The organism is Vreelandella subterranea (assembly GCF_900111305.1).
Classification (GTDB): Bacteria; Pseudomonadota; Gammaproteobacteria; order Pseudomonadales; family Halomonadaceae; genus Vreelandella; species Vreelandella subterranea.
The window spans coordinates 116,200-132,820 of record NZ_FOGS01000003.1 but is presented as its reverse complement, the minus strand read 5'-3'; the positions used below and the strand labels follow the sequence as shown (position 1 = coordinate 132,820).

13 protein-coding genes are annotated in these 16,621 nt (G+C 61.9%); 6 read left to right on the top strand and 7 right to left on the bottom strand.

Annotated elements, in window-relative coordinates:
• Nucleotides 1-2 precede the first annotated feature (2 nt).
• A complete protein-coding gene (locus BMX75_RS06170; protein WP_092826235.1) occupies nt 3-1,025 on the top strand; it encodes an asparaginase in 1,023 nt (340 codons plus the stop codon).
• A gap of 13 nt (nt 1,026-1,038) precedes the next feature.
• On the opposite strand, the gene BMX75_RS06165 is transcribed toward BMX75_RS06170, so the two are convergent.
• The 7 genes from BMX75_RS06165 to BMX75_RS06135 all read right to left on the bottom strand — a co-directional run bounded on the left by BMX75_RS06165 (nt 1,039) and on the right by BMX75_RS06135 (nt 9,173).
• The gene (locus BMX75_RS06165) at nt 1,039-1,971 is read right to left on the bottom strand and encodes a LysO family transporter (protein ID WP_092826233.1); all 933 of its coding nucleotides are present in this window, start codon (nt 1,969-1,971) and stop codon (nt 1,039-1,041) included.
• Complete coding sequence (locus BMX75_RS06160; RefSeq protein ID WP_245748393.1) at nt 1,972-2,688, bottom strand: hypothetical protein; 717 nt, start codon at nt 2,686-2,688, stop codon at nt 1,972-1,974.
• A gap of 53 nt (nt 2,689-2,741) precedes the next feature.
• Nucleotides 2,742-4,091 carry a nicotinate phosphoribosyltransferase gene (locus tag BMX75_RS06155; RefSeq protein ID WP_092826231.1) on the bottom strand — a complete coding sequence of 450 codons (1,350 nt, stop codon included), beginning with the start codon at nt 4,089-4,091 and terminating at the stop codon, nt 2,742-2,744.
• The gene (locus tag BMX75_RS06150) at nt 4,088-4,657 is read right to left on the bottom strand and encodes a nicotinamidase (RefSeq protein ID WP_092826229.1); all 570 of its coding nucleotides are present in this window, start codon (nt 4,655-4,657) and stop codon (nt 4,088-4,090) included. Before BMX75_RS06150 ends, BMX75_RS06155 begins: the two co-directional genes overlap by 4 nt.
• Before the next feature lie 77 nt (nt 4,658-4,734).
• Entirely contained in the window at nt 4,735-5,670 is a 936-nt protein-coding gene (locus BMX75_RS06145) for a 2-hydroxyacid dehydrogenase (RefSeq protein WP_092826227.1), read from the bottom strand.
• A gap of 122 nt (nt 5,671-5,792) precedes the next feature.
• Nucleotides 5,793-7,835, bottom strand: a complete 2,043-nt coding sequence (locus BMX75_RS06140) for a CocE/NonD family hydrolase (RefSeq protein WP_092826225.1) — start codon at nt 7,833-7,835, stop codon at nt 5,793-5,795.
• 36 nt (nt 7,836-7,871) lie between these two features.
• Nucleotides 7,872-9,173, bottom strand: a complete 1,302-nt coding sequence (locus tag BMX75_RS06135) for an ATP-grasp domain-containing protein (protein WP_092826223.1) — start codon at nt 9,171-9,173, stop codon at nt 7,872-7,874.
• A 356-nt stretch (nt 9,174-9,529) separates the two neighbouring features.
• Here BMX75_RS06135 and BMX75_RS06130 point away from each other — a divergent pair, with 356 nt between their 5' ends.
• The 5 genes from BMX75_RS06130 (at nt 9,530) to doeB (ending at nt 16,619) form a co-directional block, all read left to right on the top strand.
• The gene (locus BMX75_RS06130; protein ID WP_245748391.1) at nt 9,530-10,378 is read left to right on the top strand and encodes a cyanophycinase; all 849 of its coding nucleotides are present in this window, start codon (nt 9,530-9,532) and stop codon (nt 10,376-10,378) included.
• Nucleotides 10,375-13,011, top strand: coding sequence for a cyanophycin synthetase (cphA, locus tag BMX75_RS06125; protein WP_092826219.1), 2,637 nt, complete (start codon nt 10,375-10,377; stop codon nt 13,009-13,011). Before BMX75_RS06130 ends, cphA begins: the two co-directional genes overlap by 4 nt.
• Nucleotides 13,008-14,177 carry a beta-aspartyl-peptidase gene (gene iadA / locus BMX75_RS06120; protein ID WP_092826217.1) on the top strand — a complete coding sequence of 390 codons (1,170 nt, stop codon included), beginning with the start codon at nt 13,008-13,010 and terminating at the stop codon, nt 14,175-14,177. The genes cphA and iadA overlap by 4 nt, the downstream gene beginning before the upstream one ends.
• A 196-nt stretch (nt 14,178-14,373) precedes the next feature.
• Nucleotides 14,374-15,573: an ectoine hydrolase DoeA gene (gene doeA, locus BMX75_RS06115; protein ID WP_092826215.1), complete on the top strand. Its 1,200-nt coding sequence runs from the start codon at nt 14,374-14,376 to the stop codon at nt 15,571-15,573.
• Nucleotides 15,574-15,587: 14 nt separating this feature from the next.
• On the top strand, nt 15,588-16,619 hold the full coding sequence (gene doeB / locus BMX75_RS06110; protein ID WP_092826213.1) for a N(2)-acetyl-L-2,4-diaminobutanoate deacetylase DoeB: 1,032 nt from the start codon (nt 15,588-15,590) through the stop codon (nt 16,617-16,619).
• Nucleotides 16,620-16,621 lie beyond the last annotated feature (2 nt).

The following is a 16,621-nucleotide window of genomic DNA, read 5'->3' as shown; positions in this document are numbered from 1 at the left end:
CCATGCCCCGCGTACTGATGCTCTATACCGGTGGGACCATTGGTATGCAGCCATCGCCACAAGGTTATATACCCTGCGCGGGGCTGGCCGAACGCCTGGCGGCGCACTTGGCGCTGGGTGACCCTTACCGGCTGCCAGCGTTTGATGTGATTGAGATGCAGCCGCTGATGGATAGCGCCGAGCTAATGCCAGTTGCCTGGAACCGTCTGGTGGCGCTGCTGGAAAGCCAGTGGCCCCACTACGACGCCTTTGTGGTACTCCACGGCACCGATACCATGGCGTACAGCGCCGCTGCGCTTTCGTTTATGCTCGGCGCGCTTAACAAGCCGGTGATCTTCACCGGCTCCCAAATTCCCTTGGGTGAGCCAAGAAGCGATGCGTTGAATAATGTGGTCAGCGCGTTACAGCTTGCGGCTCACCCCGCGACACCTTGTGAAGTCAGCCTGGCGTTTCATGACCGGCTATTGCGCGGTAACCGGGCGCGCAAGGTGCGCACGCAAGGCCTGGATGCCTTCGACTCCCCCAACTTCCCCTGGCTCGCTGAACTGGGTATTGGCGTAAGTTTTCCCCAGCCCTCGGCGCTGCTGAGCGGTCTGCCTAACTTTGCCCCTATTGAGGTGGACGACGAGGCGGTCGCGGTACTGCCGCTGCATCCGGGGATGTCGCTGCGCCGGGCAAAGGCGCTGCTGGAGGATAAAACGCTGAAAGGGCTGGTGCTGTATAGCTACGGCGTAGGCAACCCGCTTAGCTTTGAAGGCGAGCTGCTTGACGCCCTGAAAGCGGCCAACGAGCGCGGCGTCGCGCTGCTCAACGTGACGCAGTGTGCCCAGGGCGAGGTGGTACAGGGCGCCTACGCCACCGGAGCCGTGCTCAATCAGGCGGGCGTGATCGCTGGAAGCGACATCACACTGGAAGCCGCCCTGGCAAAGCTCACCGTTTTATTCGGCCGCGGACTATCGGGCCTTGCATTGCGAGACTGTCTGAAAAGCGCGGTAAGGGGTGAATGCCGTCATACTGATCAATGAACGTCGGGTATCGCTAACCCGAAAGCGACAGAAAGAACAGAATAAGCGGCGGTGACAGCAGCGAGAGAATAAACCCGCTGACCACGGCGATGGGAACGCAGGCCACGCCGCCGTGTTGTTGAATGACGGGCAGGGTGAAGTCCATGGAGGTGGCGCCGCCGTAGCCGATGGCCAGCGCCGTGTGGCGGTGGATCACCAGCGGAATCAGGATAAATGCCAGCAGCTCGCGGGTCAGGTCGTTGAAAAACGCCACGCCCCCCATCAGTGGCCCCAACTGATCGCCAATCAGGATCGCCGACAGCGAGTACCAGCCAAAGCCTGCAGCCATGGCGAGGCCTTCGTTCCAACTGAGTGACAGAAGCGGGGCGGCCAACAGACCTGCCAGTAGCGAGCTAAGCGCCAGGGTGACGGCAATGGCCAGCCCCAGGCGATTGAGCAGGATCTGCTTGAGCGGCATGCCCGAGTTGCGCAGCTGGCAACCGATCAGCGCCAGAAGGCCATAGAGAACCCATTCGGCCAATAAATCGGCCTTGGAAAACAGCCCTTCCCCAAACCGCGGGCCGGCCAACAGGCCGGTCATCACCCCAGCCGCCACTACGGCAACCAACAATAACGAGCCCTGCATCGCGGCGAGCTTGCTGGTAGGCGCATCCTTGACCACCGGTGACTGGCCTGCCTTCAGCGCCACCCTGCGCGACAGCCACCATAGCGCGACCAGATTAAGCAGCGTGGTAATACTAAACAGGAGAAGGGCGTTGCCGCCCAGCTTGGCAAGCTGGTTGGACAGGTTTTCAAGCCCGGCCAGGCTAATGCCCATCAGCAGCAGGATGATGTAAACGGCACTGTTGACGGCATGGTTGATGCGCTGTTGCCAACGCAACGCGGGGACGGGTACCAGGTAACCCAGCAGCAGCGGGAGAAGGACAATCAGTAATCCGGAAAGCATTTACGGCGTGTCGCCCCCGCTTGGGTTGAAGTCAGTCAGGGCAATCTGCGTTTCGCGCTCGCCGTCCTTGAAATATTCCGCTGAAAGCAACAGTCCGGGCCAGTCCGGATGAAAGCTCAGGTGAAGCTCACGGTCATCTTTTTCTGCATTGAGCATGATGACATTCAACGCGTCGAACTCACCGGCGGGGACGTTGATGGGGGCTTGGCTTTCCATATAGTACTGGTAGTGCTCTTCTTCTCCCTCGTGATCGAGAAAGCGCAGATCGCAGGGGGCCGTTTCGCTGCAGTTTTCCTTCCCGGCGCGGCGGGATAGGTCGAACAGGGCCGTTTGCCGATCAAGCGTCGTGAGCTGTTCTTCCTTGAGCTGGTAGTCGTTGCCGATGCCAAACAGCGAGTAGCGGCTGTTATAAAGCAATGCGCGCGTGGCGTCGTCAGCGACGCTGAAGCGGCTGCGCTCTTCACCACTGACCACGGCAATCGAGAAGCGCATGTCGCTGCGCCAGTGGCTTTCTTCCTGGCTCAAATGGTGAGTAATGCTGGCACTTGGCCAGCCGTCGACCTTGAGCCGGTAGTGTGCCTCAAAAGGCTGCGGCGTCGAGAAAGCCGTGCCGGGCGACACGTCGGCGACGGCCGTCGTCAAGCCGGTAAAACAGAGTGTCACCGCTACCGCAAGGCAGCGCGGGTACGTAAGAGGAGGTAGTAGAGCGCATCGCATTTTGAGTTTCCCTGACAAGTAGTAGTCCAGCCAACGGGGGTAGCCTAGTGCTATCACACCGTGGACGATAGATGCTTCAGGGTGTCACTCAGTTCCACCGGGTAATCGCTTTCACCTTGCTCCAATGCCGTCACCGAGGCAGGAAAACGCGGTAGGGCATCCGCCACGCGAGCCCTGGCTTGATGTGCTTGTGCCATCGTGTCGGGGATGATAACACCGTTTTGTACCACCGGGCTCAGAAGGGCTTCTCCGGGAATGTGGGTGTCATCGCGTTGGGCAATCGTGTCGCCAATATACCGCCCGGCAGCATCCTGGCGGCGGTATATCTGTTTGCGTGTCGGCAGGCTGATTTTGCCGGGGGCGTGTTTGGCCCTTGGCTGCCCGGCGTATTCAACCAGCTTGTACGAGAGATCGATGACCGGGGCATCTGCCGAAACGCCCATTTGAGTACCTACGCCAAAGGCATCGATGGGGGCTTCCTGGGCGACAAGCTCGGCAATGCCATGCTCGTCCAGGCCGCTGCTGGCAATGATCTTGATGTCGGTGAAACCGGCATCGTCCAGCAAGGCGCGGGCCTTGCCTGCAAGCTGGCCTAGATCGCCGGAGTCGAGGCGAACGGCACCCACCGATAAATCGGGTAGGTCGCGGAGCATGTCAATCACATGCCTGACACCTTCCAGGGTATCGTAGGTGTCGACCAGTAAGGTGGTGTTGGGGTAGTGACGGGCGAATGCACGAAATGCCGACGGCTCATCGTCATGGGCAAGAACATAGCTGTGCGCCATGGTGCCACTCAGCGGCAGGTCATGACGCAGCCCGCCGAGCACATTGCTGGTACCGTTCAGCCCGGCGGTCTTGTAGGCCCTGACCCCACGCACGGCAGCATCGATGCCGTGTACACGGCGCATGCCAAAGTCGACCACCGGACGGTTGCCTGCCGCCCACACGATGCGGGCGGCCTTGGTGGCGAGCACGGTTTCCAGTTGCACGAGGTTCATGATGAGGCTTTCCAGCAGTTGTGCCTCGGCGATCGGCGCGTCCACTTCAAGCAGCGGCTGATGGGGAAAAAGCGGCGTCCCTTCGGGCACGGTCCAGATGTCCCCGGAAAACCGCCAGTTCGCGAGCCAATTCAGAAAGTCGTCGTCGAAGCGCCCGGTGGACGCGAGTTTTTCAATGGCCGCATCGTTAAAATGCAGCTGGCTGAGTTTGGCCGCAGCGTGCTGCTGGCCGCAGGCGAGGATAAAGCGGCGTGACGGGGGCAACTGGCGGAAGAACAGGCTGAAAGTGGCGGGCGTGTCATGTATGCCTTCCTTCCAGTACGCCTGGATCATGGTCAGTTGGTAGAGGTCGGTTAATAGCGCCAACTCCTCGTCTGCAACGCTCAGCGTTAAGGGTTCATTCATGCGCGTACCTCGGCCCCGGCAGCCTGCATTTCATGGCGGCAGCGCTCGACGGCGTCAGGGTCAGCCGCGGCGGATAGCGTTTCCAGCAACAGGGTCGTAAAGCCCTCGCGGCAGGCGGCAAGCACCGTGGCATGAACACAGACATCAAGCGCCAGGCCGCAGACCACGACGCGCTGGATACCGTTTTCGCGCAAGTACTCGCCAAGCCCGGTGCCATCGAATGCCGAGTAGGCGTCGGCGTTGAACGCCGTGGCCTTGCTGACGCGAATGACCTCATCGGGCAGGGTGAGGTCGGGGTGGAAAGCCGCTCCCGGCGTATCCTGAACGCAGTGTATCGGCCAGGGGCCGCCCCGGTGGCTAAAGCTGACATGGTCCACCGGGTGCCAGTCGCGGGAAGCCACCACGGTGGCACCGGCGTTCAGGGCGGCGGCAATCTCGGTATTAATGCCCGGCACCAGAGCGCTGCCGCCGTTAATCGCCAGCGCACCGCCTTCACAGAAGTCGTTTTGCATATCGACGACCAGCAGGGCGTCGTGGCGTTGATAATCATGGAGGGGCGACGTCATGGTACGTTTCTCCTTCGTTTACAAGGGTTTACTGCCTGTCCCGCAGGGCCGGGATAGCACGCCGTCTGTTTCGGCCTTCAGTAACCGGCCTCAGGGTCAATAGTGGTGACGGTTTCCCCTGCTTCAAAGGCCTTTACGTAATCAATCACCTGGTCGATGGCGTCACTGAGGGGCGTGGGGGCGGCCATGTGCGGCGTGATGAGGACCCTGGGATGCTGCCACAGCGGATGCTCGTCGGGTAGCGGCTCTTCCTCGAAGACGTCCAGCAGGGCACCGCGGATATGGCCAGGTTGGCTGTCGTTGCCCAGCGCTTCAAGCAGTGCCTGCTCGTCAATCAGGCTGCCGCGACCGGGGTTGATCACGCTGGCGCCATCGGGCAGCTTGGCAAGCCGCTCGGCGTCAAGAATATGCCGGGTGGCGGCGGTATCGGGCAGTATGGTGACCACCGTCTGCACCTGGCCCAAGAGCTCGTCAAGCCCGTCATCGCCATGGTAGCAGCGTAAACCGGTGATCTGTTTGGGTGAACGGCTCCAGCCAAGCACCGGGAAGCTCGCCTGGTGTAGCACATCGGCCACATAGCGGCCAATCGCCCCCAGGCCGAGTACGCCCACCGGCCATTGAGACTTCGCCACGACGTGCTGCGGTTGCCAGTTGGCGTGCTGCTGTTGAGCGGCATAGCGGTCCATGCTGCGGTAGCAGTGCAGCACGCCATACAGCACATAGTCGGCCATCAGTTCGCCCATGCCCGCATCGCGCAGCTTGACGATGGGCACATCCGTTGGCAGGCCCGGGGTTTTGAGCAGGTAGTCGACGCCTGCGCCGAGGTTGATAATGCCTTTAAGCTGGGTCTGCTCCTCGAGCAGATGCGCAGGCGCTTTCCAGACGGCCAGATAATCGGCGTTTTGACGCTGATCTGCCGGCGCATCGCTGGTGACGACCTGGGCATCAGGAAACGCATCGGCCAGCGCTTGTTGCCACTCTGCGGCCTCGTCTATGTGTACGACGATCTTCATTGCCTAGTCTCCCTCAGATGCTTGTTCGTTGCATCCATGATGGGGAGCTTCGTAGAGCGCTGCAAGCAGGGGTGAGCGTTTATGCGTCAGTTGCCCCTGCCATTCAGTGCGCCCGGATCGTCTTATACCAGATCCCGCGGGATCTCCTCGTCCCAACTCTTGGAAAAGACCCGGCTGTCGCCCTCGAAGGCATCCAGGGTGGCCCGCAAGCGAAAGCTGGTGGCATTGGAGGTCATCAAGGTGCGGGTCAGGCTGCGGACCTCCCAGTCACCGCGACGGAAACGACGCTCCCACTCGGTCCAGCCGCTGAGGCTGTCGTAGTTGCCGTAAGCATAGGTGTAGCGCTCGATCACCCGTGACGAAAGTTCGAGATCGATATCATCCAGGCGGAAGGTGCCTTCGTCATTGATGACCTCAAGCGTGGTCTGGTCCTGGGCCAGGTCGCGTATCACCCGCCAGCTTTCCTGACTGGGCTGTAACAGGCTCACGGCGAGTGGCGGTGCGCCTTCCGGCTCGCCAAAGGCGGGCAGCGCCGCCTCTTCCCGGGGCTGGGGCTCACGGCTGGGCAGGATCAACTGGCAGCCGGCAGGGTGCACGGTCAGCTTGACGGGAACCGGCGACGGCCAGGCCAGCGGCCAGTAACTGGTCGAGAGCGACAGCCGTATGGCGTGGCCGACGGGAAACTTCTGGGCGATGTGCTTGAGCGATACCCGCACGCGGTAACGCTTGCCGGGCTCCAGGGGCTGGGGGAATTCGTCGCTGTCGCGGTGGGTCAGGTTGAGCAGACCGTAGGAAATCCGGGTGGCCTTGTCATCCTCGGCAATATCGCTGAGCCGGACCGCCACCATCGCCACCGGCTGATCGGCTTCGATGTCGAGTTCCACAAACGGCTGCCCGCATATCTCGATGTCGTGATCGAGCCGGGCGGTCTGGAAGACTAACGCGCCGCCGTCCTCGTCGCGTTGATCGTGGGGTAAATCCGGGGGCGCATTATAAGAACACCACTTCCCGGCAAACAGGCCCACCGACAGCGGTGAACGTATGCTGAGCGGCACCTCGTCGTCCGCGCCCAGCCCGGCGGGGCTCTGCACTAAAGGCAGAAGATCGTGACCGCTGGTCAGCCGGAAGTGTTTGGGCTCAATCCGCGGCGAGGGCCAGCTCGGTTCGGCGACCCAGCGCCCCGGGCGTTCCTCGTAGCGGGCCGACGGGGGCACTGAATCCTGCATCCAGACGCGCAGCATGGGCTCGTCCATGATCCCTGTTTCCTTGCCTTTCAACCAATGGTCCCACCAGCGCAGCGTCTCCTGCAAAAAACCGATCGCCGGGCCGGGAACGCCAAGGTGCGGGTACTTGTGCGACCAGGGGCCCACCAGGCCTTTGCGCGGCACGTCGAGCCCCTCGAGCAGGCGGAAGACGGCGTTGCAGTAGCCATCGGCCCAGCCGCTGACGGCATAAACGGGGCAGCGAATGCGCGAGAAGTCTTCGCACACCGAGCCATGCTTCCAGTAGTCATCCCGGCGCTGATGCTGGAGCCAGGTCGACAGCCAGAGCCCGCTGTTTTCCAGGCGATCCATCCACATCTCACGCCAGCGCTCGCCGACCAACTGCGGGTCGGGGGGGCAGGTATTGCCATCGAACATGGTCGAGGCCCAGGACAGGTTGTCGCCCAGCAGGCAGCCGCCCATGTGGTGAACGTCATCGGCGTAGCGGTCGTCGGTGGAGCACAGCGTGATGACGGCCTTCAACTCGGGCGGCTGGAGCGCCGCGATCTGCAGGCCGTTGAACCCGCCCCAGGAGATGCCGATCATGCCGACGTCACCGGTACACCAGGGCTGTTTGCCGAGCCACTGCAGAATCTCGACGCCATCGTCGAGTTCCTGCTGCAGGTATTCGTCGGTCAGCACGCCGTCCGACTCGCCGCTACCGCGCATATCGACCCGCACCCCGGCGTAGCCGTGGCCAGCCCAGTAGGCGTGTGTCTGGGCATCGCGCATCGCCGTCAGGTCGCGTTTGCGATAAGGCAGGTATTCGAGAATGGCGGGTACCGGGTCGCTTTCGGCATCCACCGGGCGCCAGATACGGATGGCCAGTCGGCACCCATCGGACAGCGTGATCCAGTCTTCTTCTTCCTGCACGTTGCGCGGAAAATCGCTGACGATGTGCATGGGCCTGTTCCTTGTTGTGAAAAGTGGCGCAAACCCTCAGCCGACGATGTCTTCGAAGGCGAAATGGAGCTGCTCGGCAAGCCGCGCGTAGTTGTCTTCCAGGGCGAGGTCGTCGTCGGCGCCCATCCACACGTATGCCAGGGCATAACTGTAGCTGTCCTGCTCTGGCAGAGAGGATAAACGCATACCGGCTTCGACCTGGAGGGTGATCACGGTGCCGGGGAACGCCTGCTGCAGCGTTTCGATCTCCTCGGCACTGGGGACCTGGCTGACAGTGGCGTCGCTGAAGAATACCCGATAAAAGAACTTGCCGGCGACTTTAAAATCCCCTTGGCGGTGGGGCATGTCGGGCAACTGCCCCAGTGCCAGGTCCACCGTTATCTGCTGGTGACTGACCCCGTCGACCTTTTCGAACAGGTCGCAATGCGACTGGGCCACGCGGGTATTGATCTCCAGCAGCCAGATGCGGTCCTGCACTTCGTCCCAGAAATACTCGATGTTGAAGGCCGCATTGTCATAGCCGATATGGGCCATGATCTGACGCGTAAGCTCCTGCATCTTGGTTTGAATGGCATCGGGTAGTCGCGACGGATAGCGGTAGTAGAAAAAGCTCAGCACCTGCGGGTAGCGGATCGAATCCACAATGCCATACGGGACGACATCCCCCTGGAAGACGTAGCCCTCGACCGTGCATTGCCAGCCGCCGATGATTTCTTCCGCCATGCAGTGGCCGCCATCGACCGAGCGGACGTTTTCCGGCAGCCGGGCATGTTCCAGCACGTAATTAAACGGCTCAGAAATCGTCCCGATCCCTTCGCACAGCCGCTCGACGGCATAGGCGAAGTCTTCGGGGCTTTCGATACGAAAGCCCAGCCGTGAGCCTGACGACTTGATCGGCTTGACGAAGAAGGGCATATACAGCCCGGCTTCGCCGATGCGCTGAAGGGCATCGGGGTCGAAAGGGTCAAAGGCGGTGAAGCGGGGGATGTAGTCGCCGATCACCTCTTTCTGAACGAGTCGACTCCAGTACTTGTGCTCGCATTTGAGCAAGCTTTCAAGGCTGGTCGACGGCGTACCCAGCCGCTCGCAGAGCAGCGGCAGCATGGTCGAGACGGGAAAGTCCATATAGCCCACGATGGCATCGATAGGCTCGCCAAATGCTTTCAGCTGGGTTTCGGCTCGGGCCAGCATGTCTTCGATAGGAAAGATTTCCGTATCATTGACTTCCTCTGGCTCGATCACACCATGGAAGCGGTAATGTTCAGCCCCACGTAAATGCCCAAGCCGCTGACGGTTCAGTTCATCCAGCCCGACAACAAAAATATTTCGATGGCTCATGATCGCCTCCTGGCGAAAACTCAGCCTTCTCAGCACTCCATAACCCTGGATGAAAGGGGGATTAGACAGGGCAGAGCTTGTGCTGACCTGATTGACAGGCCAGGGCGCGAGGAAGGCCGCTTACCAGGAGTATAGCGGGTTATCGTTAGGGGGCCTGGTCAAATACGCAAGAACGCTGGATCCTTTCTGCGCTATTCACACGGTCGGGTCAGGGCGAGGGCCCATGATTAATCTGGCGAGGGGCGTTTCCAGCTGTTATAAGTGAAGGCATGGGTTAATACTCACGCGACACGACATTGCCGCTATCGGCAATGATTCAGCGTTCCTCAAAAGCGTCGCTGGGCGGCGAAAGGACTATGGCCTCTCCCATTTTCTCGGCATCCGGTCACCTCGTGGCCATTGGTGGTGCCGAGGACAGAACCTCCGATCTTGAAATCCTCAGGAAAGTCTTTTCGCTCATCCCCGACGGTAACCAGGTGGTCTCGGTCATTGCCACGGCCAGCGGTATCCCCGACCAGGTCCTGCCGGAATACCAGGCGGCTTTCTCGCGTTTGGGCGCAAGCCAGGTCCATGAGCTGAAAATACGCGACCGCCGGGAAGCCGCCGATGCGGAGACGGTGCGGCTGATCGAACAGAGCGGCCTGATCTTTTTTACCGGTGGTGACCAGCTGCGGCTGACCAATGTGCTCGGTGGCTCGCCGGTTCTGACGGCCATCCGCCAACGCCTGCTGGACGGCGCCGTGGTGGCCGGGACCAGCGCGGGCGCGGCGGCCATGCCGGGTACCATGATCTATAACGGCGCCGCCGCCGATGCCTTGCGCAAGGGGGCAGTTAACCTGACCTTTGGCCTGAGCTTTGTCGACGGCCTGGTCATCGATAGCCACTTTCTCGAGCGCGGGCGCTTTACGCGGCTGATGGAGGTTGGTGCCAGCAACCCGGAGCACCTGGGAGTGGGCCTGGGTGAGGATGCCGCCGTGATCATTCACCCCCACGGCATTCTCGAAGCCATTGGTCCGGGGCATGTCATCCTTATCGATAGCCGGGACCTGGCCAGTTCGAACATTGCCGACCTGGCCATGGGCGAACCCGTGGCCATTGAACACATGATCCTCCATGCGATGGTCAGCGGCCATGGCTTTGACGTCGAGGCCCGACGCTATCTTGTCCCCCATGAACTCAGCGCGATTCTCGCGGAGAACCCATGAACATTCTCGAGCACCGGGCCCTGCGCGGCCCGAATTACTATAGCCGCTATCCGGCCATTTTCATGCGCCTGGACATCGGTGAACTCGAGGAGCGGCCAAGCGACTTGGTCCCTGGCATCGTCGAGCGGCTGACAACGCTGCTGCCGACCTTTCAGGAGCACCGCTGCTCCGTCGGGCGCCCCGGTGGCTTTCTGGAACGCCTGGGGCGGGGGACCTGGGCCGGCCACGTCGTCGAACATGTGGCCATCGAGCTGCAGAACCTGATTGGCTTTTCGGTGGGTTACGGCAAGACCATCGACAGCTACGACACCGGTATCTACAACGTCGTCTATCGCTACCGGGATGAAGCCTGCGGCCTGGCTGTGGGCGTAGAGTCGGTTGACCTCGTCGAGCGCCTGTTCGGCGGTGAGGAGATTGACTTAGACGCTATCCTGATGCGTCTCAGAGAGGTGCGCGACGCCCACATGCTTGGCCCCTCGACGGCGGCCATTGTCGAGGCGGCGACCCAGCGTGGCATTCCTCATGCCCGCTTGAGCGAGGAAAACAGCTATATCCAGTTCGGTCACGGCCACCGGCAACAGCGTATCCAGGCAACGGTGACCGGTCACACGGACCTTATCAGCTACGGCATCGCCGACGATAAAGAGTGGACCAAGCAGGTCCTCGGCGATGCCGGGATTCCGGTGCCCCAGGGGCGGGTGTGTGGTTCTTTCGACGAGGCGCTGGAGGCCGTCCGTAGCATCGGCTACCCCGTTGCAGTGAAGCCGGTGGTCGGCAACCATGGCCGCGGGGTCAGTACCAATATCGAGGACGATCAGGCGTTGCGGGATGCCTTCGATGTTGCCGCTCATCGCAATCCCACGGTGATCGTCGAGCAGTACATCCGCGGCGAGGATCATCGTCTGCTGGTCATCGATGGCAAGCTCGTGGCCGCCGCCAGGCGTCGTCCGGCGCATGTGGTCGGCAACGGCGTTGCCACGCTCCAGACGCTGGTCGATGAGGAAAATCGCGATCCGCGTCGTGGCATCGGCCACGAGAACCTGCTCACCCAGATCCAGTTGGACGACCAGTCGCTTCGGCTGATCGGTCAACAGAACCTGACCCTGCAAAGCGTGATACCTGCTGGCGAGATCGTCTTTCTCAAGCCTACGGCCAACCTCAGCACCGGGGGCACGGCCACGGACGTCACCGACGATGTTCATCCGGAAGTGCGCTACGCGGCGGAGCGCATCGCGCGGCTGGTGGGGCTGGATATCATCGGCATCGACCTGCTCGCCGAGACCTTGACCCGACCGCTGGAAGAGCAGTCCGCCGCGGTGGTCGAGGTCAACGCCGGGCCCGGCTTTCGCATGCACCTCTCGCCCACCCACGGCGAGGGACGCGATGTAGGCCGCCCGGTGATCGACATGCTGTTCCCCGACAGCGAAACTACCGGGCGGATTCCCATCGCGGCGGTGACCGGCACCAACGGCAAGACCACCACCGTGCGGCTGCTTTCACACCTGATGCGCCAGGCGGGCCGCAACGTGGGCATGGCCTGCACCGGCGCCATCGAGATCGACAATCATGTGATTATGCGCGGCGACTACAGCGGCCCGCAGGCGGCGGCGATCGTGCTGCGCGAGCCCACGGTCGAGTGTGCCGTGCTGGAAGTCGCCCGCGGCGGTATCATGCGCCGCGGCCTGGGCTTTGACGAGTGCGACGTGGGCGTGCTGCTCAATATCGCCAGCGATCACCTGGGCGAGCACGATATTCATACCCTGGATGAGCTGGCGCGGTGTAAAACCGTCGTGATCGATGCCGTGCGCCAGGGCGGCACGGCGGTACTCAATGCCGACGACCCCCGGGTGCTGGAAGGCCAGCAGTGGGCTCGGGGGGATATTATCTTCTTCACCCTGGACCCCAATTCCCGCCCCGTCCGCCAGCATGTCCGCGACCAGGGCGTCGCCTTTACCCTCCACAACGAACGCATCGTGATGCGTCAGGGCCACGTCGAGGCCGAGGTGATTCCGGTAGTGGACGTGCCCATTACCTTTGAAGGTCATGCGCGCTTCAATGTGGCCAACGCCCTGGCAGCCAGCGCCGCCGCCTATGCGCTGGGCCTGTCCATCGCCGACATCCAGATGGGCCTGCAGACCTTCCACCCCACGCCGGGGCAGAACCCCGGGCGTACCAACCTGATCGATGCCGACGGCATGAAGGTGCTGATCGACTACGGCCATAACGTACCGGCGCTGGAGGCCCTGAGCGAGCTGGTTGGCTGCATCCCGGCCCGTCGGCGGATCAGCGTGGCCAGCGCCCCGGGCAACCGCCGCGACGAAGACCTGTTCACGCTGGGCACGCTGCTCGCCAAGATGCACGACGTCGTCTTCATCTACGAGACCGACCCCCGCGGTCGCACCCCCGGCGAGGCGGCCCGCCTGCTGCGTGAAGGCGCCGAATCCATCCCCGGTGACTGCCGGGTCGAGGTCATCATGGAAGAACAGCAGGCCGTGGAGCGCGCTTTCGAAGAGGCCAGTGAAGGCGACCTGCTGGTCTTGCTGATCGACGACGTTGATAGCGCCATTGAGCGTATCCGGGGGCGTCGCTTCCAGTCAGCCGCTGGCGCGGTACCCGATGGAGCGCCGTCATGATGCCTGTCGGCGCCCAGAACGACCGACTGCTGACCCTGTTGCGAGTAGGCAGTATTTACGCCCCGGAACGGCTGGAAGGCACCGATATTCTGATTGCCGACGGCCGGATCGCCGCCCTTGGGCGTGACCTTGAGATCCCGGCGGGCTGGCCCATCCGAGTCGTGGAGGCGCGCCATCTCACCGCCGTGCCCGCCTTTATCGACCAGCACGTTCACGTCACCGGCGGCGGTGGCGAAGGCGGCTGCGGTACCCGCTGTCCGGAAATTACCGCCCATGAGATCGCCTCGATGGGCATCGGCACGGTGGTGGGGGTGCTGGGCACCGACAGTATCAGCCGCTCCCCGGCGGATCTGCTGGCCAAGGTGCGGGGGCTCAGGGCCGAGGGGATATCGGCCTATATGTACACCGGCGCTTATCGCGTTCCACCGCCCACCCTGACCGGCGATATCCAGCGCGATCTGGCCTGGATACCTGAAGTGATCGGCCTGGGGGAAATCGCCATTTCGGACCACCGCTCCAGCCAGCCGCGTCAGGATGAAATCGAACGCCTGGTCAGCGATACCCGGGTGGGGGCCATGCTGGCGGGCAAGCGGGGTATCTGCCATTTCCATCTCGGTGACGGCAAGCGAGGGCTGGAACCCCTGCGCAGACTGCTCACTGACACCGAGATTCCCGCCGATCAAGTGATTCCCACCCACGTCAATCGCCATCCCGCCTTGCTCGAGGAAGCGGCCGCGTACGCATTAGCTTTCAACGCCTGTGTCGATGTCACCGCCTTTGAAGAACCCGGCGACGGTCTCTCGGGCTTTGACGCGGTGTCGCGGCTACTCGAGCGCGGCGTCCCCCCTGAGCGCATTACCATGAGCTCCGACTGCAACGGCAGTTTGCCCGAATTCGATGCCCAGGGGGTCTACCTGGGCATGAAGGTGGCCCGGAACACGGCACTCATTGCGGATTGGCAGCGCCTGGTGCGTGAAGGCGTGCTGCCGCTTGAGTCGGCATTGGGGGTCATTTCCACCAGTGTGGCCCGGGTACTTGGGTTGCATGACAGCAAGGGACGGATCGCCATCGGCTTCGATGCCGATGTGGCGCTACTCGACAGCGAGCTTCAGCCGCAGCAGACGTTCGTGGCGGGAAAGTGTGTTTATGACGTGGACTGTGTATAAAAGCTCGCGGGAGCGTCTTTCAGCACCGATTCGCATGCCGTATGCACATTTTGTAATAAAGGCTTTGACCGGCAACCAAGGGTGAGTGCTAGTATCGGCTCAAGACGACATTGGCGGGCCTACTGTGGCGGTGGCCAGGTCGATCCTGTGGCCCAGCGGCGCTGGTTCTTAGTGATCTTTAATGGCGAGTTGCCCGATGACTCAGGTTTCCCTGCCCTTCACTCGTGAAGAGTATGCTAACCGCCTGTGGAAGGTGCGTGCTGAAATGGCTGGCAGAGGCATTGACGTCTTGATCGTCAGTGACCCCTCCAACATGGCGTGGCTGACCGGTTACGACGGTTGGTCGTTTTACGTGCATCAGTGCGTGCTGGTGGGCCTCGAGGGCGAGCCGGTATGGTTTGGCCGCCGCATGGATGCCAACGGCGCGTTGCTCACCTGCTGGATTGATCCTGAGAACATCACCTATTACCCGGATTACTATGTCCAGAATCCGGATATGCACCCCATGGAATACCTGGCCCAGTCGATCATGCCCGATCGGGGCTGGCACCTGGGTGTGGTGGGCATGGAAATGGACAACTACTATTTCTCCGCTCAAGCCTACCTGAGCCTTTTGCGTTCGTTGCCCCACGCCCGCTTCATGGACGCCAACGCCCTGGTCAACTGGTGTCGGCAGATCAAGTCGCCCCAGGAAATCGCCTACATGCGGATTGCCGCCAGGATCGTGGAAGGCATGCACTCGCGCATTCTGGAAGTAATGGAACCCGGGGTACCCAAAAGCAAGCTGGTATCGGAAATTTACCGCGTCGGCATCGAAGGCTGGAAAGACGAAAACGGCAAGGTGTTCGGCGGCGATTATCCTGCCATTGTTCCGATGCTGCCGACGGGGAAGGACGCCGCGGCGCCGCACCTGACCTGGGATGACACGCCGTTTCGTGAAGGTGAAGGCACGTTTTTCGAGATCGCCGGCGTGTTCAAGCGCTACCACGCCCCGATGTCGCGCACGGTCTTTCTGGGCAAGCCGCCGATGGATTTTATCCGCGCGGAGTCGGCGCTGCTGGAGGGCATCGAGAACGGCCTGGCAGTGGCCAAGCCGGGTAATCGGACGGCGGATATTGCCATGGCGCTGGGGGCGGCCATGGATAAATATGGCTTTGACCGCGGCGGCGCTCGCTGTGGCTACTCGATCGGACTCTCCTATCCGCCCGACTGGGGCGAGCGTACCATGAGTCTGCGCCCGTCAGACGAGACCATCCTGCAGCCGGGCATGACGTTTCACTTCATGCCCGGCCTGTGGGTGGAAGACTGGGGCCTGGAAATTACCGAAAGCATCTTGATCACCGAAGACGGCTGCGAAACCCTGGCCAATTTTCCGCGCCAGCTGTTTGTTAAGTAATTAAGGAAGACACCATGACGATAACCTCCAGCCAACAGCGGCCCAGCCCGATTTCGGCCACCGTGGATTTTGACGCCGACGGCGTGCAGCACGGCTTTTTAAAGCTGCCCATCTCCACCGATGAATCCGCCTGGGGCGCGGTCATGATCCCGGTCACCGTGGTCAAAAACGGTGACGGCCCCACGGCGCTTTTGACCGGTGGCAACCACGGCGACGAGTACGAAGGCATTACCTCGCTGTTGAAGCTGTCTTCAACGCTGAAGGCGGAAGACGTCACCGGACGGGTGATTATCGTGCCGTGCATGAATACCCCGGCCGTCATGGCGGGCAAGCGCACCTCGCCGATGGATAAAGGCAACCTTAACCGCAGCTTTCCGGGGGACCCCAATGGCGGTGTCACCTCACAAATCGCCGACTACTTCACCCGCGTGCTGGTGCCGATGAGCGATGTGGTGCTCGACCTGCATTCCGGCGGCCGCACCCTGGATATCCTGCCTTTCGGCGCTTCCCACGTGCTGGACGACAAAAGCCAGCAGCAGGCAGCCCTTGAAGGCGCCAAAGCCTTCGGCGCGCCCCACGCCATGGTGATGTTCGAGCTGGATGCCGAGAAACTCTTCGATACCGCCTGCGAACGCCAAGGCAAGGTGTTTGTGGCTACCGAGCTTGGCGGCGGCGGCACCTCGACGCCCGAGAGCATCGCGATTACCGAGCGCGGCGTGCGTAATTTCCTGATCCACTACGGCCTGACAGAAGGCGAGGTAGAGATGCCCGCAGGTGGGCAGACGTATCTCGATATGCCCGATGCCAGCTGCTATGTGCAGAGCCAGCACTCAGGCGTGCTGGAGCTGTTGGTGGCGCTGGGTGACACGGTGACAAAAGGCCAGACCCTTGCCTACGTGTACGACATGACTCGCAGCGGTACCGAGCCGGTCGCTTACAAGGCGGAGCGCGACGGTATTCTAATGGCCCGCCGCGCGCCCTCGCTGATCAATATGGGGGACACCCTGGCGGTGATTGCCGATGTTGTTGAGCGTCTGGAGGCGTAACA

Coding starts and splice junctions, on each gene's coding strand:
- BMX75_RS06170 (WP_092826235.1), top strand. CDS start 3: ATGCCCCGCGTACTGATGCTCTATACCGGTGGGACCATTGGTATGCAG.
- BMX75_RS06165 (WP_092826233.1), bottom strand. CDS start 1,971: ATGCTTTCCGGATTACTGATTGTCCTTCTCCCGCTGCTGCTGGGTTAC.
- BMX75_RS06160 (WP_245748393.1), bottom strand. CDS start 2,688: ATGCGATGCGCTCTACTACCTCCTCTTACGTACCCGCGCTGCCTTGCG.
- BMX75_RS06155 (WP_092826231.1), bottom strand. CDS start 4,091: ATGAATGAACCCTTAACGCTGAGCGTTGCAGACGAGGAGTTGGCGCTA.
- BMX75_RS06150 (WP_092826229.1), bottom strand. CDS start 4,657: ATGACGTCGCCCCTCCATGATTATCAACGCCACGACGCCCTGCTGGTC.
- BMX75_RS06145 (WP_092826227.1), bottom strand. CDS start 5,670: ATGAAGATCGTCGTACACATAGACGAGGCCGCAGAGTGGCAACAAGCG.
- BMX75_RS06140 (WP_092826225.1), bottom strand. CDS start 7,835: ATGCACATCGTCAGCGATTTTCCGCGCAACGTGCAGGAAGAAGAAGAC.
- BMX75_RS06135 (WP_092826223.1), bottom strand. CDS start 9,173: ATGAGCCATCGAAATATTTTTGTTGTCGGGCTGGATGAACTGAACCGT.
- BMX75_RS06130 (WP_245748391.1), top strand. CDS start 9,530: ATGGCCTCTCCCATTTTCTCGGCATCCGGTCACCTCGTGGCCATTGGT.
- cphA (WP_092826219.1), top strand. CDS start 10,375: ATGAACATTCTCGAGCACCGGGCCCTGCGCGGCCCGAATTACTATAGC.
- iadA (WP_092826217.1), top strand. CDS start 13,008: ATGATGCCTGTCGGCGCCCAGAACGACCGACTGCTGACCCTGTTGCGA.
- doeA (WP_092826215.1), top strand. CDS start 14,374: ATGACTCAGGTTTCCCTGCCCTTCACTCGTGAAGAGTATGCTAACCGC.
- doeB (WP_092826213.1), top strand. CDS start 15,588: ATGACGATAACCTCCAGCCAACAGCGGCCCAGCCCGATTTCGGCCACC.